At 56.6% G+C, this 25,182-nt stretch carries 23 protein-coding genes; 9 read left to right on the forward strand and 14 right to left on the reverse strand.

The window, feature by feature from the left end; all coding sequences use genetic code 11:
- Nucleotides 1-4 precede the first annotated feature (4 nt).
- Complete coding sequence (yicI, locus tag V1572_RS03260; RefSeq protein WP_252077892.1) at nucleotides 5-2,323, forward strand: alpha-xylosidase; 2,319 nt, start codon at nucleotides 5-7, stop codon at nucleotides 2,321-2,323.
- A gap of 140 nt (nucleotides 2,324-2,463) precedes the next feature.
- On the opposite strand, the gene V1572_RS03265 is transcribed toward yicI, so the two are convergent.
- Nucleotides 2,464-4,158 carry an AsmA family protein gene (locus V1572_RS03265; protein WP_126534976.1) on the reverse strand — a complete coding sequence of 565 codons (1,695 nt, stop codon included), beginning with the start codon at nucleotides 4,156-4,158 and terminating at the stop codon, nucleotides 2,464-2,466.
- A 119-nt stretch (nucleotides 4,159-4,277) separates the two neighbouring features.
- The gene (gene xanP / locus V1572_RS03270; protein WP_014881972.1) at nucleotides 4,278-5,669 is read right to left on the reverse strand and encodes a xanthine/proton symporter XanP; all 1,392 of its coding nucleotides are present in this window, start codon (nucleotides 5,667-5,669) and stop codon (nucleotides 4,278-4,280) included.
- Between the two features lie 225 nt (nucleotides 5,670-5,894).
- On the opposite strand from xanP, the gene gltS reads away from it, so the two are divergent.
- Nucleotides 5,895-7,097, forward strand: coding sequence for a sodium/glutamate symporter (gltS, locus tag V1572_RS03275; RefSeq protein WP_045907923.1), 1,203 nt, complete (start codon nucleotides 5,895-5,897; stop codon nucleotides 7,095-7,097).
- A 1-nt stretch (nucleotide 7,098) separates the two neighbouring features.
- Here gltS and recG read toward each other — a convergent pair whose 3' ends face one another.
- From recG to gmk, 5 genes are read right to left on the reverse strand one after another with little or no spacing between them, the layout of a single operon-like run.
- The gene (gene recG, locus V1572_RS03280; protein ID WP_048028147.1) at nucleotides 7,099-9,180 is read right to left on the reverse strand and encodes an ATP-dependent DNA helicase RecG; all 2,082 of its coding nucleotides are present in this window, start codon (nucleotides 9,178-9,180) and stop codon (nucleotides 7,099-7,101) included.
- A gap of 3 nt (nucleotides 9,181-9,183) precedes the next feature.
- Entirely contained in the window at nucleotides 9,184-9,873 is a 690-nt protein-coding gene (gene trmH / locus V1572_RS03285) for a tRNA (guanosine(18)-2'-O)-methyltransferase TrmH (RefSeq protein WP_262796967.1), read from the reverse strand.
- A gap of 4 nt (nucleotides 9,874-9,877) precedes the next feature.
- Entirely contained in the window at nucleotides 9,878-11,992 is a 2,115-nt protein-coding gene (gene spoT / locus V1572_RS03290; RefSeq protein WP_045907920.1) for a bifunctional GTP diphosphokinase/guanosine-3',5'-bis pyrophosphate 3'-pyrophosphohydrolase, read from the reverse strand.
- A 19-nt stretch (nucleotides 11,993-12,011) separates the two neighbouring features.
- Nucleotides 12,012-12,287: a DNA-directed RNA polymerase subunit omega gene (gene rpoZ / locus V1572_RS03295; protein WP_000135058.1), complete on the reverse strand. Its 276-nt coding sequence runs from the start codon at nucleotides 12,285-12,287 to the stop codon at nucleotides 12,012-12,014.
- Nucleotides 12,288-12,341: 54 nt separating this feature from the next.
- Nucleotides 12,342-12,965, reverse strand: a complete 624-nt coding sequence (gmk, locus tag V1572_RS03300) for a guanylate kinase (protein WP_010426438.1) — start codon at nucleotides 12,963-12,965, stop codon at nucleotides 12,342-12,344.
- Between the two features lie 251 nt (nucleotides 12,966-13,216).
- On the opposite strand from gmk, the gene ligB reads away from it, so the two are divergent.
- Nucleotides 13,217-14,887 carry an NAD-dependent DNA ligase LigB gene (gene ligB, locus V1572_RS03305; protein WP_235403319.1) on the forward strand — a complete coding sequence of 557 codons (1,671 nt, stop codon included), beginning with the start codon at nucleotides 13,217-13,219 and terminating at the stop codon, nucleotides 14,885-14,887.
- On the opposite strand, the gene V1572_RS03310 is transcribed toward ligB, so the two are convergent.
- From V1572_RS03310 to V1572_RS03320, 3 genes are all read right to left on the reverse strand, one after another.
- Nucleotides 14,884-16,536: a phosphoethanolamine transferase gene (locus V1572_RS03310; protein ID WP_395299697.1), complete on the reverse strand. Its 1,653-nt coding sequence runs from the start codon at nucleotides 16,534-16,536 to the stop codon at nucleotides 14,884-14,886. The two genes, ligB and V1572_RS03310, sit on opposite strands and share 4 nt — an antisense overlap.
- Before the next feature lie 113 nt (nucleotides 16,537-16,649).
- Nucleotides 16,650-17,267: a trimeric intracellular cation channel family protein gene (locus V1572_RS03315; RefSeq protein ID WP_395299698.1), complete on the reverse strand. Its 618-nt coding sequence runs from the start codon at nucleotides 17,265-17,267 to the stop codon at nucleotides 16,650-16,652.
- A gap of 205 nt (nucleotides 17,268-17,472) precedes the next feature.
- Nucleotides 17,473-18,336: a YicC/YloC family endoribonuclease gene (locus V1572_RS03320; protein ID WP_008502687.1), complete on the reverse strand. Its 864-nt coding sequence runs from the start codon at nucleotides 18,334-18,336 to the stop codon at nucleotides 17,473-17,475.
- A 125-nt stretch (nucleotides 18,337-18,461) separates the two neighbouring features.
- On the opposite strand from V1572_RS03320, the gene rph reads away from it, so the two are divergent.
- Both rph and pyrE read left to right on the forward strand, forming a co-directional pair.
- Complete coding sequence (gene rph / locus V1572_RS03325) at nucleotides 18,462-19,178, forward strand: ribonuclease PH (protein WP_006812424.1); 717 nt, start codon at nucleotides 18,462-18,464, stop codon at nucleotides 19,176-19,178.
- Nucleotides 19,179-19,244: 66 nt separating this feature from the next.
- Nucleotides 19,245-19,886: an orotate phosphoribosyltransferase gene (gene pyrE, locus V1572_RS03330; RefSeq protein WP_048028136.1), complete on the forward strand. Its 642-nt coding sequence runs from the start codon at nucleotides 19,245-19,247 to the stop codon at nucleotides 19,884-19,886.
- A gap of 82 nt (nucleotides 19,887-19,968) precedes the next feature.
- On the opposite strand, the gene slmA is transcribed toward pyrE, so the two are convergent.
- From slmA to coaBC, 3 genes are all read right to left on the reverse strand, one after another.
- Nucleotides 19,969-20,565 (reverse strand): nucleoid occlusion factor SlmA, encoded by a 597-nt coding sequence (gene slmA, locus V1572_RS03335; protein WP_008502690.1) that lies wholly within the window; start codon nucleotides 20,563-20,565, stop codon nucleotides 19,969-19,971.
- A 120-nt stretch (nucleotides 20,566-20,685) separates the two neighbouring features.
- Complete coding sequence (gene dut / locus V1572_RS03340) at nucleotides 20,686-21,144, reverse strand: dUTP diphosphatase (RefSeq protein ID WP_008502691.1); 459 nt, start codon at nucleotides 21,142-21,144, stop codon at nucleotides 20,686-20,688.
- A complete protein-coding gene (gene coaBC / locus V1572_RS03345) occupies nucleotides 21,122-22,333 on the reverse strand; it encodes a bifunctional phosphopantothenoylcysteine decarboxylase/phosphopantothenate--cysteine ligase CoaBC (RefSeq protein ID WP_111967689.1) in 1,212 nt (403 codons plus the stop codon). Before coaBC ends, dut begins: the two co-directional genes overlap by 23 nt.
- Before the next feature lie 171 nt (nucleotides 22,334-22,504).
- Between coaBC and radC the strand changes: the two genes are divergently transcribed.
- The 4 genes from radC (at nucleotide 22,505) to mutM (ending at nucleotide 24,700) form a co-directional block, all read left to right on the forward strand.
- Nucleotides 22,505-23,173 (forward strand): RadC family protein, encoded by a 669-nt coding sequence (radC, locus tag V1572_RS03350; RefSeq protein ID WP_111967652.1) that lies wholly within the window; start codon nucleotides 22,505-22,507, stop codon nucleotides 23,171-23,173.
- A gap of 218 nt (nucleotides 23,174-23,391) precedes the next feature.
- A complete protein-coding gene (gene rpmB / locus V1572_RS03355; protein WP_002436699.1) occupies nucleotides 23,392-23,628 on the forward strand; it encodes a 50S ribosomal protein L28 in 237 nt (78 codons plus the stop codon).
- Nucleotides 23,629-23,650: 22 nt separating this feature from the next.
- Entirely contained in the window at nucleotides 23,651-23,818 is a 168-nt protein-coding gene (gene rpmG, locus V1572_RS03360; RefSeq protein ID WP_003024094.1) for a 50S ribosomal protein L33, read from the forward strand.
- 72 nt (nucleotides 23,819-23,890) lie between these two features.
- Entirely contained in the window at nucleotides 23,891-24,700 is an 810-nt protein-coding gene (mutM, locus tag V1572_RS03365) for a bifunctional DNA-formamidopyrimidine glycosylase/DNA-(apurinic or apyrimidinic site) lyase (protein ID WP_032675725.1), read from the forward strand.
- Nucleotides 24,701-24,702: 2 nt separating this feature from the next.
- On the opposite strand, the gene coaD is transcribed toward mutM, so the two are convergent.
- Complete coding sequence (gene coaD, locus V1572_RS03370; RefSeq protein ID WP_008502695.1) at nucleotides 24,703-25,182, reverse strand: pantetheine-phosphate adenylyltransferase; 480 nt, start codon at nucleotides 25,180-25,182, stop codon at nucleotides 24,703-24,705.

Genomic DNA, 25,182 nt, shown 5'->3' on the forward strand with positions numbered 1-25,182 from the left:
AAGCATGAAAATCAGTGATGGAAACTGGCTTATTCAACCGGGCCTGAATGTGACCTATCCGGTTCAGGTGTTCGACGTGGAGCAGCAGGGTAATGACCTGGTGGTGTATGTGGCGCCGCGCGACGTGCGCGAACGCACCTGGCAACTCGACACGTTGATGTTCACGGTGCGCCTGTTTGCTCCACAGGAAGGGATTGTCGGGGTGCGCATCGAGCACTTTCAGGGCGCCCTGAACAACGGTCCACATTATCCGCTGAACGTCCTGAAAGACGTGAAGGTTGAGATCGAAAACAACGCCGAATTTGCTGAGCTGAAAAGCGGCAGCGTCAGCGTGCGCGTCACCAAAGGCGAGTTCTGGGCGCTGGACTTCCTGCGCAACGGCCAGCGTATTACCGGCAGCCAGTTGAAAAATAACGGCTACGTGCAGGACAGCAATACCCACCGCAATTACGTTTTTGAGCGTCTGGATCTGGGCGTGGGGGAAACGGTCTATGGTCTGGGCGAGCGCTTCACCGCGCTGGTGCGCAACGGCCAGATGGTCGAGACCTGGAACCGCGACGGCGGCACCAGCACTGAGCAGTCCTATAAAAATATCCCGTTCTACCTGACCAACCGCGGCTACGGCGTGCTGGTGAATCACCCGGAAAATGTCTCGTTCGAAGTGGGATCTGAGAAAGTCTCTAAGGTACAGTTCAGCGTTGAAGGCGAATATCTCGAGTACTTCGTGATCGACGGCCCGACGCCGAAAGAGGTGCTGAACCGCTATACGCAGTTCACCGGGCGTCCGGCGCTGCCGCCTGCCTGGTCGTTCGGCCTGTGGCTCACCACCTCGTTCACTACCAACTACGACGAAGCGACGGTGAACAGCTTTATCGACGGTATGGCCGAGCGCGACCTGCCGCTGCACGTCTTCCACTTCGACTGCTTCTGGATGAAGGCCTTCCAGTGGTGTGACTTCGAATGGGATCCGGTGACCTTCCCGGACCCTGAAGGAATGATCCGCCGCCTGAAGGAGAAAGGGCTGAAGGTCTGCGTGTGGATTAACCCGTACATTGGCCAGAAGTCGCCGATCTTCCAGGAGCTGAAAGCGAAGGGCTACCTACTCAAGCGCCCTGACGGCTCCCTGTGGCAGTGGGACAAATGGCAGCCGGGGCTGGCGATTTACGACTTCACCAACCCGGACGCGTGCCGGTGGTATGCCGACAAGCTGAAAGGCCTTGTGGACATTGGCGTCGACTGCTTCAAAACCGACTTCGGCGAGCGTATACCGACGGACGTGCAGTGGTTCGACGGGTCCGATCCGCAGAAAATGCACAACCACTACGCCTACATCTATAACGAGCTGGTGTGGAACGTGCTGAAAGAGACGGTGGGGGAAGAAGAGGCGGTGCTGTTTGCTCGCTCGGCGTCAGTGGGTGCGCAGCAGTTCCCGGTGCACTGGGGCGGCGACTGCTACGCCAACTACGAATCAATGGCGGAAAGCCTGCGCGGCGGGCTGTCGATTGGCCTGTCCGGCTTCGGTTTCTGGAGCCACGATATCGGCGGGTTCGAAAACACCGCCCCGGCGCACGTCTACAAGCGCTGGTGCGCGTTCGGGCTGTTCTCCAGCCACAGCCGCCTGCACGGCAGCAAATCCTACCGCGTGCCGTGGGCGTACGATGACGAGTCCTGCGACGTGGTGCGCCACTTCACGCAACTCAAGTGCAAGCTGATGCCGTATCTGTACCGTCAGGCGACGCTGGCGCGCGAGTTCGGCACGCCGATGCTGCGGGCGATGATGCTGGAGTTCCCGGACGATCCGGCGTGCGATTACCTCGACCGTCAGTACATGCTGGGGGATGCCCTGATGGTCGCTCCGGTGTTCTCCGAGGCGGGGGACGTGCAGTTCTACCTGCCGGAAGGCCGCTGGACGCACCTGTGGCACAACGACGAAATCCAGGGCAGCCGCTGGCATAAGCAGCAGCACGATTTCATGAGCCTGCCGGTCTACGTGCGCGACAACACGCTGCTGGCGCTGGGCAATAATAACCAGAAGCCCGACTACGCATGGCACGAGGGGACGGCCTTCCAGCTGTTTAACCTGGATGATGGCGCAACGGCAGTGAGCGAAGTGCCTTCTGCGAACGGCGCGGTGGCGTTTACGCTGAAGGCATCGCGTCAGGGCGACATCGTGACCTTTACCGGCACGGGAGACGCGCAAAACTGGTCGGTGTGTTTGCGCAACGTGCAGACGGTGAGCGGCGTGAAGGGCGGTTCGCAGGCGGGCAGCGAATGGGGCGTGGTGGTGAAAGCCGAAGGGAATGAGGTGGTGGTTCAGCTCTGAGGTGGAAAATGCCCGGTGGCGCTTCGCTTACCGGGCCTACGGTAATTATGCGCTCTGATGCCCTCACCCTGACCCTCTCCCACAGGGAGAGGGAACCAAAACCTCGTAGGCCGGGTAAGGCGAAACCGCCACCCGGCTTTTTACTGTGCCGGCGCCACCGCCGACACCACGCCGCCCGTCATCGTCTGCTCTACCTGCTGCTTATCCATATTCACCGCGCTCAGCTTCCCATTCACCGTTGGCTTCAGCGGCGCACTGGCCTGCACGCTGCCGCTGGCGGTGAGCTGAATATTGCCGTCGCCTGCAATCGGCAGCGCAGGCCAGCCCCACTGTTGCAGCACATTGAGCGGTACGCCGCGCCCGTTCAGGCTCACTGCGGTCTGCCGCTGCGGGAGTTGTGAAACGGTCGCCGTCGCTTCCAGAATGCCTTTTTCGGTAAACGCGCTGAGGTCGGTAATATTCACCGTGGCGGCATTGGCATTCAGCGCCAGCGACGGACGACGTACGTCGACGCGGTTAAAGGTCGCCGCCGCGCCGTTCAGGGTCGCGTTGCCGCCCCAGACGCCCCACTGGCGATCTTTCACCAGCTGCAGGTTTGCGCCATAGCCATCCAGAGAAGTGATCTGCCACGGGAAGGCAGGATCGATGTCGATCACCAGGTTGCGGCTCAGGCCGAATTTTTGCAGCGTGACGCTGTTCAGCCATTCCGGTAGAGGCGCCATCCACAGCGTTTTCCAGTTCTGCGGCAGGGTGTACTCCAGCCCGGCGATGGCGACATCGTCCAGCACCAGCGCTTTGCCGTCGCGCAGCCAGTTGCCGGAGGTGCGCACCATGCCGCCTTCCCAGCGGGAGGTGAACTGACGCAGCGCCATGCCCTGCGGGGAAAACTCCGCATTCAGGATCGGGTCAAACAGATGCAGCGAGCCGTAGATAAACTCGCTGGCGTTCATCGACAGACGGCCCTCCTGGCTCTGCCAGTCGCCTTTGCTTAGCGTCAGGTTGCGCAGGCTTAAATCGAGATCGGTCACCGCCCAGTCCGGGCCCTGAAGCCGGGCGTCGGTCACATCCAGACGACCAATCTGCAGAGAGGGGATAGTGGCCAGCGGCGCGAAGAACGCGGTCAGCGTTTTATCGCTCTGCAGGCGGATTTCGTTCAGGCGCATGGTGTCGATAATCCAGCTCCCGTCGGCGTTGCGCAGGGCGGAGCCGGTGAGTGAGCCGCGGGCCATATCGGCACCAATCGTGTTCAGCACCACCTCCTTGCCGTTAAGCTGGCCCTCGATCAGCACGTTGGTGGCCGGTACGCCGTTCAGAGTCAGCGAGCCTGCGCTCATCTGGATCTGCGCGTGATTACCCAGCACGTTGCCCGCTTCCGGCTGCCATGGGCTGACGCCGCCCGTCACCTTCTGCGCGCTCAGATCCCATTCGGTATTCGGGCTGTTGAACGCCATGTTGTTCAACTGCAGACGATCGGCCTGGAAAGGCAGCGGCGCGGTCTGCGGGGAGAGATTAAGCGTGCCGTCGAACAGGGTGATGGTGTCCACGTGCAGCGGATCGGTTATCTGGCGGCTACTCAGGCCGATATCCACTTTTTTGGCTACCAGGGTGGCGGGTTTTCCGTCCCGACCGAAGGTAACGTTTTCCAGAATGAGGTGGGAAGGCGACGAAAAGCGGTGATTCATCTTGTCGAAACTGAGTTCGTAGTCGGTATTCACCGTTACCCAGCTGCTGACCTGAGCCGCACCCCAGCGGGTCTGGAGCAGAATATAGAGCGCCAGCATCACAATGAGCAGGGCTACCAGAAGATAGACGAGTAGCTTTCCAATAAATTTCATGGTCTTCCATCCCGCAAAACGCACATAAGGGAGTTATGCACGATTTATGCGCAATCCTCAAGGCGGGAATGGTGTAATTAGATGTCACGGCAGGCATTGACTGCCTGCCGTGAGAGAAATCAGTTTTTCTCAGGCGGGAAAACGAGGTTCAGCACGATAGCGGTGATACCGCCTGCGGCAATGCCGGAAGAGAGCAGGTTTTTCACCCAGTCCGGGGCAAACTGCAGGATCAGCGGCTGCTGAGAAACGCCCAGACCGACGGCCAGCGAAAGCGCAATAATCATGATTGCGCGGCGGTTCAGCGGCTCGCGGGAGACGATACGCACGCCGGAGGCCGCGATCGTCCCGAACATCACCAGCGTTGCGCCGCCCAGCACCGGCTCCGGAATGTGCTGTACAAAGCCGCTCACCGCCGGGAACAGGCCGAGGACGATCAGCATCAGCGCCACCACGAAGCCAACGTAGCGGCTGGCCACGCCGGTCAGTTGGATCACGCCGTTGTTCTGACCGAAGCAAGAGTTCGGGAAGGTGTTGAAGACCGCAGAGACAAACGAGTTGAGGCCGTTCGCCAGCACGCCGCCTTTCAGGCGCTTCATGTACAGCGGGCCGGAAACGGGCTGCTCGGAGACGTCGGAGGTGGCGGTGATGTCGCCGATGGTCTCCAGAGAGGTGATCATAAAGACCAGCATCAGCGGCAGGAGCAGGCCCCAGTCAATGCCCAGACCGTAGTACAGCGGCGTGGGGACGGTGATCAGCGCGCTGTTGGTCGGCGCGGTGTTTTCCGGCAGCATACCCAGCGCCCAGGCCAGCAGGTAACCCGCCGCCATAGCGATCACCAGCGAGGCGACGCGCAGGTAAGGGTTACGCTGACGGTTAAGCAGAATAATGATGGCCAGCACGACGCCTGCCAGCAGCAGGTTTTTCGGCGCGCCGAAGGTGTGGTCGCTCATCGCGGCATAGCCGCCACCGATGGAGGTAAGGCCCACCTGAATCAGCGACAGGCCGATAATCATCACGACGACGCCGGAAACCAGCGGGGTGATAACGCGGCGAGCCAGATGCAGAACGCGGGAGATCACCATCTCCGTACAGCTGGCCAGCATCAGCGTGCCGAACAGCGCCGCCATCATGGTCGGGACATCCGCGCCGCCGGTTTTCAGGGCCGTACCGCCCATGATCAGGGGCGCCACGAAGTTAAAGCTGGTGCCCTGAATCGACAATAATCCCGACCCCACCGGACCCCACGCTTTAATTTGAATAATCGAGGCCACGCCGGAGGCGAAGAGAGACATGCTGATAATGTGCTGCGTGTCCTGCGCCGGTAAGCCGAGCGCCTGGCAAATCAGCAGCGCCGGGGTGATCACCGCAACAAACATCGCCAGAAGATGCTGGCAGGCGGCGAAAAGCGTCTGCGGCAGCGGCGGGCGATCTTCAAGGCGGTAAATCAGTTCGCTATTTTGCTTCTGCGCAATCGGTTGCGCATCAGGCGACTCTATGGTGTTAACGGACATCGGCGGCAATCCCACGGTGGAAAAGCGGGCATTTTATCTGACCACCTGGTAAAAGCAAACGATTGCCAGCAAAAAAAGGCAAGAAAATCTGCCGCTGTGAGCAGGTTTTCTACAACGCATCGGGAAAAAAAATTACACTTTTTGCGCCGGGGGCTCATGAAGAGCGCAAACCGGCCCAGGATAACGCCGCGTGTGTAGGGAACACGCGCAAAAAAGGAGCCTTCTATGATTCATCTCGATACGCTGTCGACACTCGTTGCCGCAACGCTGGTTTTACTGCTTGGTCGTAAGCTGGTACATAGCGTTTCCCTTCTGAAGAAATACACTATTCCTGAGCCTGTCGCCGGTGGTCTGCTGGTGGCGCTGGCCCTGCTGGTGCTGAAAAAAAGCCTGGGCTGGGAAATCGATTTTGATATGTCCCTGAAAGACCCGCTGATGCTGGCCTTCTTTGCCACCATCGGCCTGAACGCCAACCTGGCGAGCCTGCGGGCGGGCGGTAAGGTGCTCGGTGTATTTTTGATTGTGGTGGTGGGGCTGCTGCTGATGCAAAACGCCATTGGTATCGGGATGGCGTCGCTGCTGGGACTGGATCCGCTGATGGGGCTGCTGGCAGGGTCGATTACCCTGTCAGGCGGCCACGGTACCGGGGCCGCGTGGAGCAAGTTGTTTATCGAGCGCTACGGGTTTGAAAACGCGACGGAAGTGGCGATGGCCTGCGCGACCTTTGGTCTGGTGCTGGGTGGCCTGATTGGCGGCCCGGTGGCTCGCTATCTGGTGAAGCACTCCACCACGCCGGACGGCAGGCCGGACGATGAGCTGGTGCCGACAGCATTCGAAAAGCCGGACGTCGGGCGCAGTATTACCTCGCTGGTGCTGATTGAAACCATCGCGATGATCGCCATCTGCCTGACCGTGGGCAAAGTGGTTGCGCAATGGCTGGCGGGCTCAGCGTTTGAGCTGCCAACGTTTGTCTGCGTGCTGTTTATCGGGGTGATCCTGAGCAACGGTCTGGCGCTAATGGGCTTCTACCGCGTGTTTGAACGGGCGGTGTCAGTGCTCGGCAACGTCTGCCTGTCGCTGTTCCTGGCGATGGCGCTAATGAGCCTCAAGCTGTGGGAGCTGGCCTCGCTGGCGCTGCCAATGGTGGCGATTCTGGCGGTGCAAACCCTGTTTATGGCGCTGTACGCCATGTTTGTCACCTGGCGGATGATGGGCAAAAACTATGATGCGGCGGTGCTGGCGGCGGGTCACTGCGGGTTTGGTCTGGGGGCCACCCCAACGGCTATCGCCAACATGCAGGCGATCACCGAACGCTTCGGGCCTTCGCACATGGCGTTTCTGGTGGTCCCGATGGTCGGGGCGTTCTTTATTGATATCGTCAACGCGCTGGTGATTAAGCTGTACCTGATGCTGCCGATGTTTGCCTGAATCAGGCGTTGGAATAGCGTTCGGTTTCCGGCATCCAGCGCTCAATTAACGCTGCCGCCTGTTCGGGGTAGCGTTCATGAATGTGGCGGGCGAGGCGCTGAACCTCGGGGATCATGGCCTGATCGCGCAGCAAATCCGCGACTTTGAATTCCGCGTTCCCCGTCTGACGCGTGCCCAGCAGTTCACCGGGGCCGCGGATCTCAAGGTCTTTTTGCGCAATCACAAAACCGTCGTTACTGTCGCGCAGCACCTGCAAACGCATCTGGGCGGTTTTCGAGAGCGGGGCTTTGTAGAGCAGGACGCAGTGGGACGCTACCGCGCCACGGCCAACGCGTCCGCGCAGCTGGTGGAGCTGGGCCAGGCCCAGGCGCTCCGGGTTTTCGATAATCATCAGGCTGGAGTTCGGGACGTCCACGCCCACTTCAATCACCGTCGTGGCGACCAGCAAATGTAACTCGCCCTGCTTAAACGACTGCATCACCGCCTGCTTTTCGGCAGGCTTCATGCGTCCGTGAACCAGGCCCACGTTCAGCTCCGGCAGCGCCAGCTTAAGCTCTTCCCACGTGGCTTCGGCAGCCTGCGCTTCCAGCAGTTCCGACTCTTCAATCAGCGTACAAACCCAGTAGGCCTGACGCCCTTCGTGGGTGCAGGCGTTGCGCACGCGATCGATGATATCGCTGCGACGCGTGTCAGGAATGGCAACCGTTGTGACCGGCGTACGGCCAGGGGGGAGTTCGTCGATGGTGGAGGTATCCAGATCGGCGTAAGCCGTCATCGCCAGGGTGCGCGGGATCGGCGTGGCGGTCATGATCAGCTGATGCGGGTGGAAGCCCTGCTGCAGTCCCTTTTCCCACAGCGCCAGACGTTGATGCACGCCGAAGCGGTGCTGTTCATCGATAATCACCAGCGCAAGGCCGTTGAACTGCACCTGCTCCTGGAAGATAGCGTGCGTGCCGACAATCATCTGCACCTGCCCGCTGGCGATGGCCTCCTGTTGCGCAAGGCGCGCTTTGCCTTTTTGCTTTCCGGCAAGCCAGCCGACTTCAATCCCGAGCGGTGCAAACCATGCGCGGAAATTGTTGGCGTGTTGTTCCGCCAGCAGTTCGGTCGGTGCCATCAGCGCGACCTGTTTGCCATGGGCAATCGCGCGCAGGGCGGCCAGCGCGGCAACCAGCGTTTTACCGGACCCCACGTCGCCTTGCACCAGGCGCATCATCGGCACGTCGAGCGCCATATCACGTTCAATCTCGGCGGTGACGCGCGCCTGTGCGCCGGTGGGTTTAAACGGCAGGGAGGCCAGCAGCTTATCTTTGAGCTCATCACGCGGGCTTAATGGCTGGGCATGGAAACGCTGCGCGCCGGCGCGCAGCGCCAGCATGCTCAGGTTATGGGCCAGTAATTCCTCAAGGATAAGACGCTGTTGAGCGGGGTGTTTGCCGCTTTCTAAGTCGCTGAGCTGCAGCGTTGGCGGCGGGCGGTGCAGGGTACGCAGCGCCTCGGGCAGGCTCATCATGCCCTGTGCCAGCTCGGGCGGCAGCAGCTCGGTAATGGCGCAGGTATCCAGCAGCTCCAGCGCCTGATCGGTGAGCTTACGCAGCGTTGCCTGCTTGATGCCTTCGGTCGTCGGGTAAACCGGGGTGAGCGTCTCCTGCATCTCTGGCGTGCTGAGATCGCCCTGCACGCGGTACTCGGGGTGGATCATCTCTGCGCCATATTTCCCGCGTTTGGCTTCGCCATAGGCCAGCACCCTGCGGCCCGTTGCCAGGCTGTTTTTCATCGCCGCGCTGAAGTTGAAGAAACGCATGGTGAGAATGCCGGTGCCGTCGCTGATCTGGCAGGTCATCATCCGGCGTCCGCCGAAGGTGATGTTGCAGTTCAGGACTTCGCCTTCAACGGTGGCGTAAATGGCGGGAAGGAGATCGCCAATCTTGTAAAGCTGGGTGCGGTCTTCGTAACGCAAGGGGAGGTGAAGCAGGAGATCCTGCACCGTGTGCAGGCCAATTTTAGCCAGCTTATTGCTTTGCGCCGCGCCCACGCCCGTCAGGCTGTTGAGCGGGATGGCATCCAGCAGGCGGCCTTTCATCGCTTACCCGGCGTACTGCATAGTGGCCCACCACTCGGCATCGGCTTCAATTTCGCCCTGCGCGTTGACGTGGGGGTAAGGCAATTTTTTCTGCTTCGCAACGCGAGCCAGCACCGGATAGCCACCTTCAAACAGCAGGCGCTGCTGTTCCTCTTCCGGCAGCATGCTGTTGCTGCGCTCGTACATGCCGGCGTTCTGACGCTGGCGCTGCGCTTCATACAGAATGAGCGCGGAGGCCACGGAGACGTTGAGTGACTGGACCATGCCAATCATCGGAATGATGATGTCCCGATCCGCCAGATCCAGTGCTTCCTGGGTGATCCCGGTTTTCTCCTGACCCATCAAAATGCAGGTCGGGCGGGTGTAGTCGATCTCGCGGAAATCCACGGCCTTAGGGGACAGGTTGGTGGCAAGGATCTGCATCCCGCGCCCTTTCAGGTGTGATACGGCTTCGCCAATTGTCTGGTGAGATTTGACGGAAACCCAGCTGTTACTGCCTGCCGCCGCAGAGACCATGGTTCGCATCCGGTGACCCGGCCAGACGGCGTGCACTTCATGCACACCAACGGCATCGGCGGTACGAACGATAGCAGAGACGTTATGCGGTTTATGGACCTGCTCCATGCAGACCGTCAGGTCAGGCTGACGCCTGGCGAGCATTTCGCATATCCGCGCGTAACGTTGTGAATTCATGCCGCTAGTTTCGGTTACGGGTGACTTTAATCACGTCCGGCATGACGCGGATCTTGCGCATAATATTCGCCAGATGCACGCGGTCTCGGGCGGTCAGACGAATAAAGGCGCTGTATACGCGGCCATCTTTTTCTTCCGTATTCAGGCTTTGAATATTGGAAGACGCCGTGTTGATCGCTGCCGTCAGGTTCGCCAGGGCACCCTGATGGTTGAACATATCCACCTTAATTTCGGTGATAAATTCCTGCGCGGTCTCTTTATCCCATTCGACCGCCATAAACTTCTCGGCCTCTTTCTGGTAGCCGCGGATGTTACGACAGGATTCATGGTGGATAACCAGCCCTTTACCCGGGCTGACGTGCGCAATAATCGGGTCGCCAGGAATTGGACGGCAACATTTTGCGAAGGTGATCAGCACCCCGTCCGCGCCTTTAATCGGCAGATGTCCGTGGCCTGGCGTAGCTGCAGGCACGGCTGTCGTGTCGCCTTGCTGCAGGTTCTTCGCCACCACCACGCTCATGGCGTTGCCGAGGCCGATCTCTGCCAGCAGGTCGTCAAGCGACGCGAGCTTCATGCGCTCCAGCTCACGCTGGACGTTCTCCTGCGGGATTTCAGCCAGCTTGCGACTGCCGCCCAACGCGTGGTTGAGAAGACGACGCCCAAGGCTGACGGAATCATCACGCTTGAGGTTTTTCAGCAGTTGGCGAATTTTGGCGCGTGCTTTAGAACTCACGACAAAGTTCAGCCAGGCCGCGTTCGGACGTGCGCCCGGCGCGGTAATGATTTCCACCGTCTGACCGCTGGAGAGCGGCTGAGACAGCGGGTAAGGCTGTCTGTCGACGCGCGCGCCCACGCAGGCATGGCCGATATCGGTATGCACGGCGTAAGCGAAGTCGACCGGTGTTGCGCCCGCAGGCAGTTCGACAATGCGGCCTTCTGGGGTGAAAACGTAAATCTCATCCGGGAAGAGATCGGATTTCACGCTCTCGATAAATTCAAACGAGCTACCCGCACTCTGCTGAAGTTCCAGCAGGCTCTGCATCCAGCGCTGGGCGCGGATTTGTGCGGTCGTGCTGCTTTCGCCACCGTGCTCTTTATAGGCCCAGTGCGCGGCCACACCCATCTCTGCCATCTGGTCCATGTCTTCGGTACGAATTTGCACCTCAACAGGCACGCCGTGCGGCCCGATCATCGAGGTGTGCAAAGATTGATAGCCGTTCGCTTTTGGAATGGCGATGTAATCTTTCATCCGCCCTGGACGCGGTTTATAGAGGCTGTGCATCTGCCCCAGCACGCGATAACAGGTATCTGAATCGTGGACAATCACGCGGAAGGCGTAGATATCCATGATCGAGTGAAAACGTTGCTCTTTGAGCACCATTTTGCAGTAGATGGAGTACAGGTGTTTTTCGCGACCGCTGACGCGGCACGGGATCCCCGCTTCCTGCAAACGCCCTTCGATTTCAGAGAGGATCTTTTGAATCATCTCTTTACGGTTGCCGCGTGCGGCTTTCACCACCTCTTTAATCACGCGATAGCGGTTCGGGTACAACGCTTCAAAACCCAGCTCTTCCAGCTCGGTTTTAATGTGGTGAATACCTAAACGGTGCGCCAGCGGACTGTAGATTTCGAGAGTTTCACGGGCAATGCGGCGACGTTTATCCGGGCGAAGTGAGCCCAGCGTGCGCATGTTGTGGGTGCGGTCAGCGAGTTTGATGAGAATGACGCGGATATCCTGCACCATCGCCATAATCATCTTGCGGAAGTTTTCGGCTTGCGCCTCTTTCTTGTCGCGGAAATTCAGCTTATCAAGCTTAGAGACCCCTTCCACCAGTTCGGCAACGCTTTTGCCAAACAGCTGTTCCATGTCCTGGTAAGTGGCAGGGGTATCTTCAATCACGTCATGCAGCAGCGCGGCCATCAGCGTTTCGTAGTCGAGTTTCATCTCGGCCAGAATACAGGCCACCGCTACCGGGTGCGTGATGTAGGGTTCACCGCTTGAACGTGTCTGGCCCTCGTGAGCGTCACGTGCAACGAGATACGCCTGCTGAAGACGCTTAATCTGGTCTTCAGGCAGGTAGGTTTGAATCAGTTGATTCAGGCTTTCAAACAGATACAAGGGCGACCCGCAGGTTTAATTAACGACGACCTTCAGCAATAGCGGTTACGGCCTGCAGTTCTGCGGCTTCCTGCTCTTGCTGCTCCTGGCGCTCACGCACGTCGAGGATCTGGTTGTTGATCAGACCTTCTTCGATTTCGCGAAGTGCAATAACGGTGGTTTTATCGTTTTCTTCCGGTACCAGCGGATCTTTACCGCCTACCTGCATCTGACGAGCGCGACGCGCGGCGACCAGCACCAGGTCAAAACGGTTACCAATTTTCTCTACAGCGTCCTGAACAGTTACGCGTGCCATACTTAAAATGCTCCACAGGTGAAGAAATGACTGGGCATGATACTGAAAGTGGGTTCAGTCTGCCAACAGTTTGGTGATTAATGCGTCATGTCGCTGCTTCTGGCGGCTCATACGCAGACGTTCTGCACGAAGAATGGTTTTGAGATCGCTCAGTGCGGCATCAAAATCATCATTCACAATAAGGTAATCATATTCCGCGTAATGGCTCATTTCTGCAACAGCCTGTTCCATACGCTTTGCGATGACTTCTTCGCTGTCCTGACCGCGGCCACGCAGGCGGCGATCCAGCTCATCTTTCGATGGCGGTAAAATAAAGATACTGCGCGAGTCAGGCATTTTCTTGCGAATTTGCTGTGCACCCTGCCAGTCGATATCCAGGAACACATTCACGCCCGTGGCCAGAACCTGCTCAATGGTTTCACGCGAGGTACCGTAGTAATTACCGAATACTTCAGCGTGTTCAAGAAACGCATCTCTGCCGATCATCGCTCTGAACTCGTCGTGATCCACAAAGAAATAGTGTTCACCGTGCACTTCACCCGGACGCGGCGCTCGCGTGGTGTGAGAAACAGAAACCTGTGTGTCGTACAGCGGTTGGGTTTTTAACAGTGCCTGAATAAGGCTGGATTTACCCGCGCCACTAGGGGCAGAAACAATATAAAGCGTGCCTTGAGCCATGAGAGTCTTTTGTATGTGTTAACGAAGAAGTCCTACATACGGGCTTATTATACACGTCACTGCCGTGTGACGTAGCCTTTGTCACACTTTTTCCCCCGGATTATTGAATTTTGCGTGCCGTTTTCAGGTTTTATCCGTGGTTTTCAGCAACCCCAGGAAATACCGGATAGCGTCTCGCAGTGTGAACCGTTGCCGTTAGCGTTGTTTCAGACATCGGGGTATACCTTCTGCAACGCAAAGGAGGGGTAGCGATGTGGCGATGGATAAGCGGGTTAATGCTGTTGTGGTGTGGCTATGGCGCGGCGGTATGTCCGGTCTGGTCGCAGGCAAAAGCAGAGAAAGAGATGGCGTCGTTAAGCGCGCAAATCAAACGCTGGGATGACGCTTACTGGAAGCAGGGCGTGAGCGAAGTTAACGACGAGGTTTACGATCAGCTTAACGGGCGGTTAACGCAGTGGCAGCGCTGTTTTGGCACTGAATTCTCAGGAGAGAAACTTCCTCCGCTGACCGGGAGCGTCAAACATCCTGTTGCCCATACGGGCGTACATAAGGTGGCCAGCAAAGAGGAGCTGAAACAATGGATGCGTGCGCGGCAACATCTGTGGATGCAGCCAAAAGTTGACGGTGTGGCGGTAACGCTGGTCTACCGTGACGGAAAGTTAATCCAGGCCATCAGTCGCGGTGATGGCCTGAAAGGGGAGGACTGGACCGGGAAGGTACGTTTAATCCCGTCTGTTCCGCAAAAGCTCACCGGCAAGCTGGCGAACAGCGTTTTACAGGGCGAGCTTTTTTGGCTAAGCGACAGTCACATTCAGCGGCAGATGGGGGGGATGAACGCTCGCGCAAAGGTGGCGGGTGCGATGATGCGCCAAAAGTATAACGCGCTATTGAATAAGCTCGGCGTATTCATCTGGGCCTGGCCGGATGGGCCGAAAAATATGCAGACATCTTTAGCTGAACTGTCTCAGGCCGGTTTTACGCTGTCGGCACGGTATACGCTACCCGCCGAATCTGTTGACGCCGTCGAGAAACAACGCGCGGCCTGGCTCGTAGCTGCATTACCCTTTGCCACGGATGGCATTGTGGTGCGGTCGGAGGATGCGCCTGCGGGGGAAGGCTGGTTGCCGGGCGAAGGCAACTGGGTGGTTGCGTGGAAATATATGCCAGCAGCCCAGGTGGCCGAGGTGAGTGATATTCATTTTTCCGTGGGGCGAACGGGCAAAATGTCCGTTGTAGCCGCGCTGGAACCCGTGCAATTGGATGATAAACAGGTGCAGCGGGTGAGTCTGGGCTCAGTTGAGCGCTGGCAGCGGCTGGATATTGCCCCGGGGGATCAGATCCAGGTCAGCCTGGCCGGGCAGGGTATTCCCCGGTTTGATAAGGTGGTCTGGCGCGGGACGGACAGACATAAACCTGAGCCTCCCGCCTCGCGTTATCATGCGCTGAGCTGTTTCTATGCTTCGCCGGAGTGTATGGAGCAGTTCTTTGCCCGACTGGCGTGGCTCAGCTCAAAGCAGGTATTTGATATTGAAGGATTAGGTGAGTCAGGCTGGCGGACCCTCTGGCAGGCTCATCATTTTGAACATCTCTTTTCGTGGCTGTTATTAACGCAGGCGCAAATGCAGGCTACGCCTGGATTTTCCTCCGCGCGCGGGCTGGCGCTCTGGCATCGATTTAATCTGGTACGCGAGAAGCCTTTTATTCGCTGGCTCATGGCACTGGGTGTTCCGCTGACGCAGGCTTCGCTGAAGGCGATGGGGGACGTAACGTGGCAAACATTGAGCGGACGTAACGCAAAGGACTGGCAGAGCCTGCCGGGAACGGGAGAGAAGAAGGCGCGACAAATTGTTGCATTCATCCATGACCCTGGCGTTGCCGGCCTGGCTTCCTGGCTAGGCAAGCAGGGTCTACCCGGATTTTAGAGCGAGCTTGCTTTAGCTTTGCGCCAGGGGGTATGTCTGTCTGGTGAACTGAAGGTTTCGCGAAGCTGATCGTAGTCATAGATGTGGCGGCCGCCATCAATTACCGGGATCAGTGTAGGAGCCTGATAGCACGGTGCAAGCACCGAGCTGCATTGATCAACACCCGTTGTGATTCCAAGCCACGTTAACATCAACTCATAATTGCTTGCTGTGGGCCACGCTTCATGTACCCACCCCACCGCTCTTTTTTGGGCATTCAGGGCTTGCTGGCTATACCAGATAAACTGGGGGACCTGGTAAGCCTCTTTGCTTGGGTTGCGTGAGCCATGCATATAGATGGAATTCAGTTGCGGGTTTTTTTCCAGCCCATGGTCTGAAAAATAGAGCAGAGAGGATGCGCTGCCCTGCAGACGTTTAGCCACTTCGCCAATGAAGTAGTCGGTAAACAGAATCGCGTTATTGTAGCAATCTTCATATTTGTTGCCGGTATGCAGAATATTCGCTGATGCCGGATACCGATCGCAGGCCATCTCATGGCTGCCGTTGATATGCAGGAAAATTAACTTCTTGCCGGGGGCTTTAAGCGCCTCATCCAGGGCCGGTAAAAGCTCGGTGTCATAACGGGTATCAATCCACTGGGCTTTATGGCTGATAGAGGCAATGGCCACAATGTAGTTATTGCTCTTGCCTGTGTTACCCTGGGCGCTAATCCACTCGGTGTGATAGCCCGTTTTTTTAGCGACGCTAAAGATATTGTCAGCAAGCTTATCGGTGGTGAAGTGGTCTGGATCAGCTTTGCTTAAAATCATCGGCACGGAAAGCACGGTGGCTGACGCGGGGGCAATAGCATTGCTAAAGATGAGGGCGTCCTTCGCCAGCCTGGATTCCACAGGCGTGGTATCCTGGTGAAAACCGTAGAGCTTCATATTGCTGCGACGTGCGGATTCACCCACGATAACAACATAGTTTTCGATGCCCGTGTCATGATACTGCAACGCAGGATAATTGACGCTGTGCTGGCTAATTTTCTCCGCCAGCGCGTTATCGCGATGGGCAATAATGAACTCTGCACCGGTGTAAAACGGCGTATTGGTTAAAATCCGCGAGCTTAGCGGATAATAAACTTCAAGATCGTGGCGTTTTTTTAGCCAGTTCGCCGTTGAATACCAGCCCAAATAAACGGCAAGCAGAACGAAGCCGACAGTTCTCACACGGGAAGAAACATGCTCGCTCGTCGATTTGATTGCGTACCAGGTGACAACAAAGTAAGCAACCGCGGCTGGTAAACAGTGCAGGTATAAACCTGACATGCTTTTCGCTTCGGCTACGTGAGTGCCGAGAATACTCATCGCAAATACGGTGTTAAATTCGCTCTGGTAGACACTCCATGTGCTGTAAGCAACCGCAAAATTTAACGTAAGCAGGGCGGTTAAAACAAATGCGACGATCTTACCGGGAAGCGTGCGATAGATCGCTGCGGCGCAGACCAGTAAGAGCGCATTACAAATCGCAATGCGCACTGCGAATCGCGCAGGTTGTGTTAAAAATACTGGCCATAACTGAATCAGCACGGAAACGAGCAGCAAAATTAAAAAATGGCTGCTGAGTTTTTTATTAATAATCAGTGCTGACGTTTTGGCAAAGGACATTGTTTTAACGCAAGTTTATGGGGACAAAGTGGCGACATTTTATCGCGTTTGGCCCGGTTATATGGGATAACAAAAGGTGCTTTTTACTACTTTGTTGTGGTTTTGTTGAGAATTCAATGGGGGTCCTGCGTGTAATGAAAAACGGGCAATCCCAGTTTTAAGCGCAGCGCCAGCAAGCGAGCCGTAAAACCAAATAATAACGTGGCAATGACCACAACATCATGGCTCGAAACATAATGTTGTAAAGCAATATACAGAACGGCAGAGGCAAAGGATATTCCAGCGTAAAGCTCTTTCTGGAAAACCAGTGGAATGCGCTTACAGAACATATCGCGCAGTACGCCGCCAAATACACCTGTTACGACCGCGGCGATAGTGGCTATGACCGGGCTTTCGCCCATATCCAGCGCGATTTGCGCCCCGATAATGGAGAAAACCACCAGACCCAAAGCGTCAAGGACTAAAAAAAGACGGCGAAGATGGGGCATAACGGGCGCCACGATGGTGGTCAACACGGCGGCAATCGCGACAATAACAATGTATTCAGGGTTTTTTACCCAGCCGAGCGGATAATGTCCCAGCAGGATATCTCGTACCGAACCGCCGCCCAGCGCGGTCGCTGTAGCAATAATGATCACGCCGAAGGTGTCCATACGGCGACGTCCGGCGGCAAGTGCGCCGGTCATGGCTTCTGCGGTGATGCCAATGAGATAAAGAATGTGAAGCAGCATATACCCTCCGGTGTGAATGCGGGGAGGTTAGCGATTTGTGCGCAAGATCACGATTGAGTTTTTCTAAGGCGACGGGGTTTGCCCTATATATTTTTATCAAGTTAAGTTGAATGAGCTTGATGAGCGGCGGTGAAAAGCAAAATCAGGTGTTGGGATGGATTAGAAATAATAATGGGTGGCGCCGTCGACACCACCCGGAAAGGCATTACTCAATATTCTGGATCTGCTCGCGCATTTGCTCAATCAGCACTTTCAACTCAATCGCGGAGTTAGTGACTTCTGCATTGATAGACTTAGACGCCAGGGTGTTCGACTCACGGTTGAACTCCTGCATCATAAAGTCCAGACGGCGGCCCACCGCTTCCTTCTTCTTCAGAATGTTGTAGGTCTCTTTAACGTGCGCTTCCAGACGGTCCAGCTCTTCAGCGACATCGATACGTTGCGCCATCAGCACCAGCTCTTGTTCCAGACGGGTGTTTTCCAGCTGAACTTCTGCTTCTTCCAGTTTGGCGACAAGGCGCTCGCGCTGCCACTGCAGCACTTCCGGCATATGGGTGCGAACCTTAGCCACTTCAGCGCTGACGCCTTCAAGGCGCTGCTCAATCATCGCTTTCAGCGCCTGACCTTCGGTTTCGCGGGCAACGATAAAGTCATCCAGCGTGCCGTCGAGAGCGGCCAGAATTTCAGCGGCAATGGCGTCCAGATCCTGCTCACCGGCGGCCATGACGCCAGGCCAGCGCAGAATATCAACCGGGTTGATTTCGCCTTCATCGCTCTGCATTTTGACCCAGTTCGCCGCATTGACGAGCTGTTTCGCCAGTTTTTCGTTGAGGATCAGCTCGCCCTGTGCGCTGGCATCAGGCTCAAAGCGCAGGTTACATTCCACTTTACCGCGCGTCAGGCGCGTACGGATACGCTCGCGTACAACAGGCTCAAGGCTGCGGAACTGCTCCGGCATACGGAAATACGTTTCCAGGTAACGCTGGTTTACCGAGCGCATTTCCCATGTGGCGCTACCCCAGCTACCCTTGATTTCACGCCGGGCGTAGGCGGTCATACTGCGGATCATAGACATTCCCGTTTTTAAAGGAGAGATGGGGGGATTATAGCTTTCGGGGGCTTCTCAGGATAGGAATAAGCGTCCTTTATCCGTATAATGCGCAGCCACATTCGTTTCAAGCCGGAGAATCCATCATGCGTCCATCAGGTCGTAGCGCCAACCAGGTGCGTCCCGTCACCCTGACCCGTAACTATACAAAACACGCTGAAGGCTCCGTGCTGGTTGAGTTTGGTGACACCAAAGTGCTGTGCACCGCCTCCATCGAAGAAGGCGTTCCGCGCTTCCTGAAAGGTCAGGGTCAGGGCTGGATCACCGCCGAGTACGGCATGCTGCCGCGTGCGACCCATACCCGTAATGCCCGTGAAGCGGCAAAGGGTAAGCAGGGCGGTCGTACCATGGAAATTCAGCGTCTGATCGCGCGTGCGCTGCGCGCTGCCGTTGACCTGAAAACCCTCGGCGAATTCACGATTACCCTGGACTGCGATGTAATTCAGGCCGATGGCGGCACGCGTACGGCCTCTATTACCGGCGCCTGTGTCGCGCTGGCCGATGCCCTGAACAAGTTGGTTGCAGCCGGTAAGCTGAAAACCAATCCAATGAAAGGCATGGTTGCGGCGGTCTCCGTAGGCATCGTTAACGGTGAAGCGCTTTGCGATCTGGAATACGTTGAAGATTCCGCGGCAGAGACAGACATGAACGTGGTGATGACCGAAGATGGTCGCATCATTGAGGTGCAGGGCACGGCAGAAGGCGAGCCGTTCACTCACGAAGAACTTCTCTCCCTGCTGGCGTTGGCCCGAGGGGGAATCGAATCCATTGTCACGACGCAGAAAGCGGCGTTAGAAAATTGATTTTAAAGGCGACCAATGAGTCGCCTTTTTTTTGCCTGTAAGACAGAAAACCAAAGGAGCAAATCCATGAAATCGTATCAGCGCCAGTTTATTGAGTTTGCGCTTAACAAGCAGGTACTTAAGTTTGGCGAATTTACGCTGAAATCCGGGCGTAAGAGTCCCTATTTCTTCAACGCCGGGCTGTTTAATACCGGGCGCGATCTGGCATTGTTAGGCCGTTTCTATGCCGAAGCGCTGGTAGATTCCGGGATTGATTTTGACCTGCTGTTTGGCCCGGCCTATAAAGGCATTCCGATTGCGACCACCACCGCGGTGGCGCTGGCGGAACACCATGACCGCGACGTGCCGTACTGCTTTAACCGCAAAGAGGCTAAAACCCACGGTGAAGGCGGGAATCTGGTCGGCAGCGCGCTGCAGGGCCGCGTCATGCTGGTCGACGACGTGATCACCGCAGGCACGGCGATCCGCGAATCAATGGAGATTATCCAGGCCAACGGTGCAACGCTGGCTGGCGTGTTGATTTCGCTGGATCGTCAGGAGCGTGGTCGTGGAGAAATCTCCGCCATTCAGGAAGTGGAGCGCGACTACAACTGCAAAGTAACGTCGATTATCACCCTGAAAGAGCTGATTGCGTATCTGGAAGAGAAGCCTGAGATGGCGGACCATCTGGCAGCGGTAAAAGCGTATCGCGAAGCGTTTGGGGTTTAATTGCATTGCCCGGTGGCGCTACGCTTACCGGGCCTACCCGTTCGCAGGCCGGATAAGGCGAAGCCGCCATCCGGCGATGGCGTTACTGTAATTGTGCTGCGACTAACGGCCAGCGGGCGTCAAAATCGTCCGTTGGGCGGTATTTGAACTCGCTACGCACAAAGCGGGAGAGCATCCCTTCACAAAACGCTAGAATCTGGCTCGCCAGCAGCGTTTCATCAATGCTGTATCCTTCACCTTCACGCATTTTCTTCTCGCGCAGCACCTGGCGCAGCTGCGCTTCAATGCGTTCGAAAAGTTGGTTAATGCGGCCCTGCAGTCTGTCTTGTTCAAACATCAGCGCGTGGCCGGTCAGGATACGGGTTAAGCCCGGATTGCGTTCACCAAAGCCCAGGATTAACAGCACAATCAGACGCAGACGCGCGGTGGTGTCTTTTTCGTCTTTCAGAATCAGGTTGATGCGTGTGATCAGGCTGTCTTCAATAAACTCGATCAGGCTGTCGAACATCCGGGTCTTGCTCGGAAAGTGACGGTACAGCGCCGCCTCAGACACGCCTACGGAGGCGGCCAGTTTAGCGGTGGTGATGCGTTGACTGCCATCGCTGGATTCAAGCATCAGAGCCAGAGATTGAAGTATTTCTTCGCGACGATTCCTTTTCGCGGTTTGTTTTTCTGCCATGTTACAAAATACCCCTGAAAATAAGCACTTGCCAGGCTGGCATCCACACAGCGACCGCAAACGGACGTTTGCGGTTTGTTATTGCATTATGACGCTGTGGGATACGTGTCTGTCGGGCAGTTATTTGCGCCCGGAATGGCCGAAGCCGCCTTCGCCACGGTCGGTGGCATCAAAGTCTGCCACCAGGTTAAATTCTGCCTGTACCACCGGTACAAAGACCATTTGTGCGATACGCTCGCCCGGTTCAATGGTGAAGCTGTCCTGACCACGGTTCCAGACGGAGACCATCAGCTGACCCTGGTAGTCGGAGTCGATCAGGCCCACCAGGTTACCCAGCACAACGCCGTGCTTATGGCCCAGGCCAGAACGCGGCAAGATCACCGCCGCCAGCGACGGGTCAGCGATGTGAATCGCCAGGCCAGTCGGAACCAGGGTCGTGGCACCCGGAGCCAGTTCTACGGCGTCATCGAGACAGGCGCGCAGGTCAAGACCGGCAGAGCCGGAGGTGGCATAGGTTGGCAGCGGAAATTGCTCGCCAACACGCGGGTCCAGAATCTTAACGTCGATTTTTTTCATCATAACGGGTAACGATCTCGTCGAGTAAATGTTGGCCCAGGAGTTCCTTGCGCTCAAGCGGTAAGACTTTATCTCCATCCTGCCAGAAAAGGTGCAGTGCGTTGCTGTCGCTGTTAAATCCTTGTGTGGCCAGCGATACGTCGTTCGCGCAAATCAAATCGAGGTTTTTGCGGGTACGTTTTTGCCGGGCATATTCTTCCACATTATTCGTTTCTGCGGCAAACCCAACAACGTATGGACGGTGGCTTTTTAGTGCGGCGACACCGGCAACAATGTCCGGATTTTTCACCATTTTTATTGTTAATTCATCGCCTTGCTTTTTAATTTTAGCCTCGGCGATCGTCTCGGCGCGATAGTCTGCAACGGCCGCACAGCCGATAAAAATCTGCTGGTTTTGCGCATGTGCCTGCACGGCGGCTTCCATCTCCAGCGCGGTGGTAACGTCAATTCGCTTCACAAACGCAGGGGTAGGCAGAGAGACCGGGCCGCTCACCAGCGTGACGTTCGCGCCACGCTTCGCGGCGGCGGCGGCAATCGCAAAGCCCATTTTGCCGGAGCTATGGTTGGTGATGTAGCGCACCGGATCCAGCGGCTCGCGCGTGGGGCCCGCGGTAATCATGATGTTGAGATGTTGCAGATCGTTGACAGGCGAGAAGTGGGCTGCGGCCATATCAACAATCGTTAGCGGATCGAGCATGCGGCCCGGGCCAACATCGCCGCAGGCCTGGCTGCCGCTGTCCGGACCCCAGATAAGCAGGCCGCGTGAGGCCAGCGTCTCAAGATTGTGCTGAGTGGCGGCATTACGGTACATCTGCTGGTTCATGGCCGGAACGACGGCAACAGGGGCAGGCGTAGCCAGACAAATGGTGGAAACCAGATCGTTTGCCATACCGGCCGCCACCCGAGCGATTAAATCCGCGGTGGCGGGGGCGAGGATAACCAGATCTGCCCATTTCCCAAGCTCAATATGGCCCATCGCGGCTTCGGCAGCCGGATCGAGCAGGCTGTCAGATACCGGGTATCCTGAAACGGCCTGCAGGCTCAGAGGAGTGATAAAGGCTTTACCGCCTTCGGTTATCGCGACCCGCACATCTGCCCCGCGCTCGCGCAGACGACGCACCAGCTCCGGCGCTTTGTAGGCAGCAATACCGCCGCTCACGCCAAGAACGATTTTTTTACCGGCCAGGCTCATCATGATTCTTTCCTGTTGGGTTTCACCAGAGAGCGGGCATTTTATCACAATCCCCAAAACGGGGTGATTTTGTCCTTCGACCACTTTGCGAGACGCTACGCAAGAACGCAACGTGGCCGTCGAGCGCCGGATGGGCCTGTGGCAGCATGCGGTTAAAAAGGGAGAAAGAACATGGAAGAAGAGAATGAGCAGTTGCTGCCGCGTGAAAAACTGCTGCGCTACGACGTCACCCTGTTAAAAGATGATGAACTGCTGGCGCTCTTTTTACGTACCGGAACGCCCGGCAAAACGGTATTTACGCTGGCAAAAGAGCTGATAGCACGTTTCGGTTCGCTGTACGGTTTACTGACCGCTGAGCTGGCGCAGTTTAAGCATGTTGAGGGGATCGGCGTGGCGAAATATGCCCAGTTGAGAGCCATTGCTGAGCTTGCCCGCCGTTTTTACAATGTCCGCATGGAGAAGGACGATCCGATCCTGACGCCAGCGATGACGCGTGAATACCTGCAAAGCCAGTTAACCGATATCGAGCGCGAGATCTTTATGGTGATCTTTGTCGATAACCGAAACCGGGTACTGAAACATAGCTGCCTCTTTGCCGGTACGTTAAGCCACGTTGAGGTGCATCCGCGTGAAATTGTGCGGGAAGCGATAAAAGTGAATGCAGCGGGCGTGATCCTCGCGCATAATCACCCCTCTGGCTGTGCAGAACCGAGCAGAGCGGACAAAGAAATCACCGAGCGCATTATCAAATGCTGTCAATTCATGGACATTCGTGTGCTGGACCATCTGATAATTGGCCGCGGAGAGTACATTTCTTTTGCAGAACATGGCTGGATTTAGGCTATTTCTCGCGATCCATCGGGATCTTTGTCTGTTCGGGACTTGAGCACACCGCCGAGTCAGCGTATACTACGCCACCTTTGAGAATCTCGGGTTTGGCATTTGGGCCTGGCAATCGAGAGTTCACTTAGAACTATGCGATGACCGGGCTGTAAAGCCTGACGAGGCGCCGATACCCCATACGAAGCTCGAGCTAATTTGATTTTTGGAGAATAGACATGTCCCGAGTCTGCCAAGTTACTGGCAAGCGTCCGGTGACCGGTAACAACCGTTCCCACGCACTGAACGCGACTAAACGCCGTTTCCTGCCGAACCTGCACTCTCACCGTTTCTGGGTTGAGAGCGAGAAGCGTTTTGTCACCCTGCGCGTATCTGCTAAAGGTATGCGTGTAATCGATAAGAAAGGCATCGATACAGTTCTGTCCGAACTGCGTGCCCGTGGCGAAAAGTACTAAGTACTTAAAGAGGAAATAAATCATGGCTAAAGGTATTCGCGAGAAAATCAAGCTGGTTTCTTCTGCTGGTACAGGTCACTTCTACACCACCACGAAGAACAAACGTACTAAGCCGGAAAAACTGGAACTGAAAAAATTCGATCCAGTTGTACGCCAGCACGTACTGTACAAAGAAGCTAAAATCAAATAATTTTAGTCTCCTTGTATCGAAAAACCCCGCAACTGCGGGGTTTTTTGCATTCTGTATCTCAACGGAGGAACCATGCCTGAATTACCTGAGGTAGAAACCAGCCGTCGCGGCATCGAGCCCCATCTGGTCGGCGCGACGATTCTTCACGCGGTTGTCCGTAACGGGCGTCTGCGCTGGCCGGTGTCCGATGAGATCCACGCCCTGAGCGATCAACCCGTCCTTAGCGTGCAGCGTCGCGCGAAATACCTGCTGCTGGAACTGCCCGACGGCTGGATCATTATCCACCTGGGGATGTCCGGGAGCCTGCGCGTTCTTACCGAAGAACTGCCGGCGGAAAAGCACGACCACGTCGATCTGGTAATGAGTAACGGCAAAGTGCTCCGTTATACCGACCCACGGCGCTTTGGCGCGTGGCTGTGGACGAAAGAGCTGGAAGGGCATAACGTGCTCGCGCATCTGGGCCCGGAGCCGCTCTCAGACGCGTTTAACGCGGAATACCTGAAAGCGAAGTGCGCGAAAAAGAAAAGCCCGATTAAGCCGTGGCTGATGGACAATAAGCTGGTGGTCGGCGTGGGGAATATCTATGCCAGCGAATCGCTGTTTGCCGCCGGGATCCATCCCGATCGGCTGGCCTCTTCGCTGTCGGCGCAGGAGTGTGAGCTGCTGGTCCGCGTGATTAAAGCCGTATTGCTGCGCTCGATTGAACAGGGAGGAACAACGCTGAAGGACTTCCTGCAAAGTGACGGCAAGCCGGGCTATTTTGCCCAGGAGCTGCAGGTGTATGGCCGTAAAGGCGAACCGTGCAGAGTCTGCGGTACGCCCATTATTGCCACGAAGCACGCCCAGCGCGCCACGTTCTACTGCCGTCAGTGCCAGAAATAGGGCTACTTTAGCTTTTCCATCAACGCCTGGTGGACGTTAACCGGCAGGAAATGGGTAACGTCCCCGTGATGACGCGCCACCTCTTTTACCAGCGTGGACGAGATAAACGACCACTCTTTGGAGGGCATCAGGAACACGCTCTCCAGCTCCGGCATCAGGTGGCGGTTCATGTGCGCCAGCTGCATCTCATACTCAAAGTCTGCCACCGCGCGTAAGCCGCGGATCAGAATGTTCGCCTGCTGGGCGCGGGCGAAGTTAGCCATCAGGTCGCTAAACCCGACCACCTCAACATTCGGCAGGTGCGAAATGGCATCGGTGGCAAGCTGCACGCGCTCGTGGAGGTCAAACATCGGCTTTTTGCTGGGGCTCGCGGCAATCGCCAGGATCACCTTGTCGAACATGCACGCCGCACGGGTGATGATATCAAGATGACCGTTGGTGATCGGATCGAAGGTACCCGGATAAATCGCTTTTGTGCTCAT

Source organism: Enterobacter quasiroggenkampii (genome assembly GCF_043972695.1).
In the GTDB taxonomy this organism is placed as follows: Bacteria; Pseudomonadota; Gammaproteobacteria; order Enterobacterales; family Enterobacteriaceae; genus Enterobacter; species Enterobacter quasiroggenkampii.

Coding starts and splice junctions, on each gene's coding strand:
- rpoZ (WP_000135058.1), bottom strand. CDS start 12,287: ATGGCACGCGTAACTGTTCAGGACGCTGTAGAGAAAATTGGTAACCGT.
- xanP (WP_014881972.1), bottom strand. CDS start 5,669: ATGTCCGTTAACACCATAGAGTCGCCTGATGCGCAACCGATTGCGCAG.
- trmH (WP_262796967.1), bottom strand. CDS start 9,873: ATGAATTCACAACGTTACGCGCGGATATGCGAAATGCTCGCCAGGCGT.
- pyrE (WP_048028136.1), top strand. CDS start 19,245: ATGAAATCGTATCAGCGCCAGTTTATTGAGTTTGCGCTTAACAAGCAG.
- slmA (WP_008502690.1), bottom strand. CDS start 20,565: ATGGCAGAAAAACAAACCGCGAAAAGGAATCGTCGCGAAGAAATACTT.
- rpmB (WP_002436699.1), top strand. CDS start 23,392: ATGTCCCGAGTCTGCCAAGTTACTGGCAAGCGTCCGGTGACCGGTAAC.
- gmk (WP_010426438.1), bottom strand. CDS start 12,965: ATGGCTCAAGGCACGCTTTATATTGTTTCTGCCCCTAGTGGCGCGGGT.
- mutM (WP_032675725.1), top strand. CDS start 23,891: ATGCCTGAATTACCTGAGGTAGAAACCAGCCGTCGCGGCATCGAGCCC.
- rph (WP_006812424.1), top strand. CDS start 18,462: ATGCGTCCATCAGGTCGTAGCGCCAACCAGGTGCGTCCCGTCACCCTG.
- V1572_RS03265 (WP_126534976.1), bottom strand. CDS start 4,158: ATGAAATTTATTGGAAAGCTACTCGTCTATCTTCTGGTAGCCCTGCTC.
- gltS (WP_045907923.1), top strand. CDS start 5,895: ATGATTCATCTCGATACGCTGTCGACACTCGTTGCCGCAACGCTGGTT.
- rpmG (WP_003024094.1), top strand. CDS start 23,651: ATGGCTAAAGGTATTCGCGAGAAAATCAAGCTGGTTTCTTCTGCTGGT.
- V1572_RS03315 (WP_395299698.1), bottom strand. CDS start 17,267: ATGCTGCTTCACATTCTTTATCTCATTGGCATCACCGCAGAAGCCATG.
- radC (WP_111967652.1), top strand. CDS start 22,505: ATGGAAGAAGAGAATGAGCAGTTGCTGCCGCGTGAAAAACTGCTGCGC.
- coaD (WP_008502695.1), bottom strand. CDS start 25,182: ATGAGCACAAAAGCGATTTATCCGGGTACCTTCGATCCGATCACCAAC.
- V1572_RS03310 (WP_395299697.1), bottom strand. CDS start 16,536: ATGTCCTTTGCCAAAACGTCAGCACTGATTATTAATAAAAAACTCAGC.
- ligB (WP_235403319.1), top strand. CDS start 13,217: ATGTGGCGATGGATAAGCGGGTTAATGCTGTTGTGGTGTGGCTATGGC.
- coaBC (WP_111967689.1), bottom strand. CDS start 22,333: ATGAGCCTGGCCGGTAAAAAAATCGTTCTTGGCGTGAGCGGCGGTATT.
- V1572_RS03320 (WP_008502687.1), bottom strand. CDS start 18,336: ATGATCCGCAGTATGACCGCCTACGCCCGGCGTGAAATCAAGGGTAGC.
- recG (WP_048028147.1), bottom strand. CDS start 9,180: ATGAAAGGCCGCCTGCTGGATGCCATCCCGCTCAACAGCCTGACGGGC.
- yicI (WP_252077892.1), top strand. CDS start 5: ATGAAAATCAGTGATGGAAACTGGCTTATTCAACCGGGCCTGAATGTG.
- dut (WP_008502691.1), bottom strand. CDS start 21,144: ATGATGAAAAAAATCGACGTTAAGATTCTGGACCCGCGTGTTGGCGAG.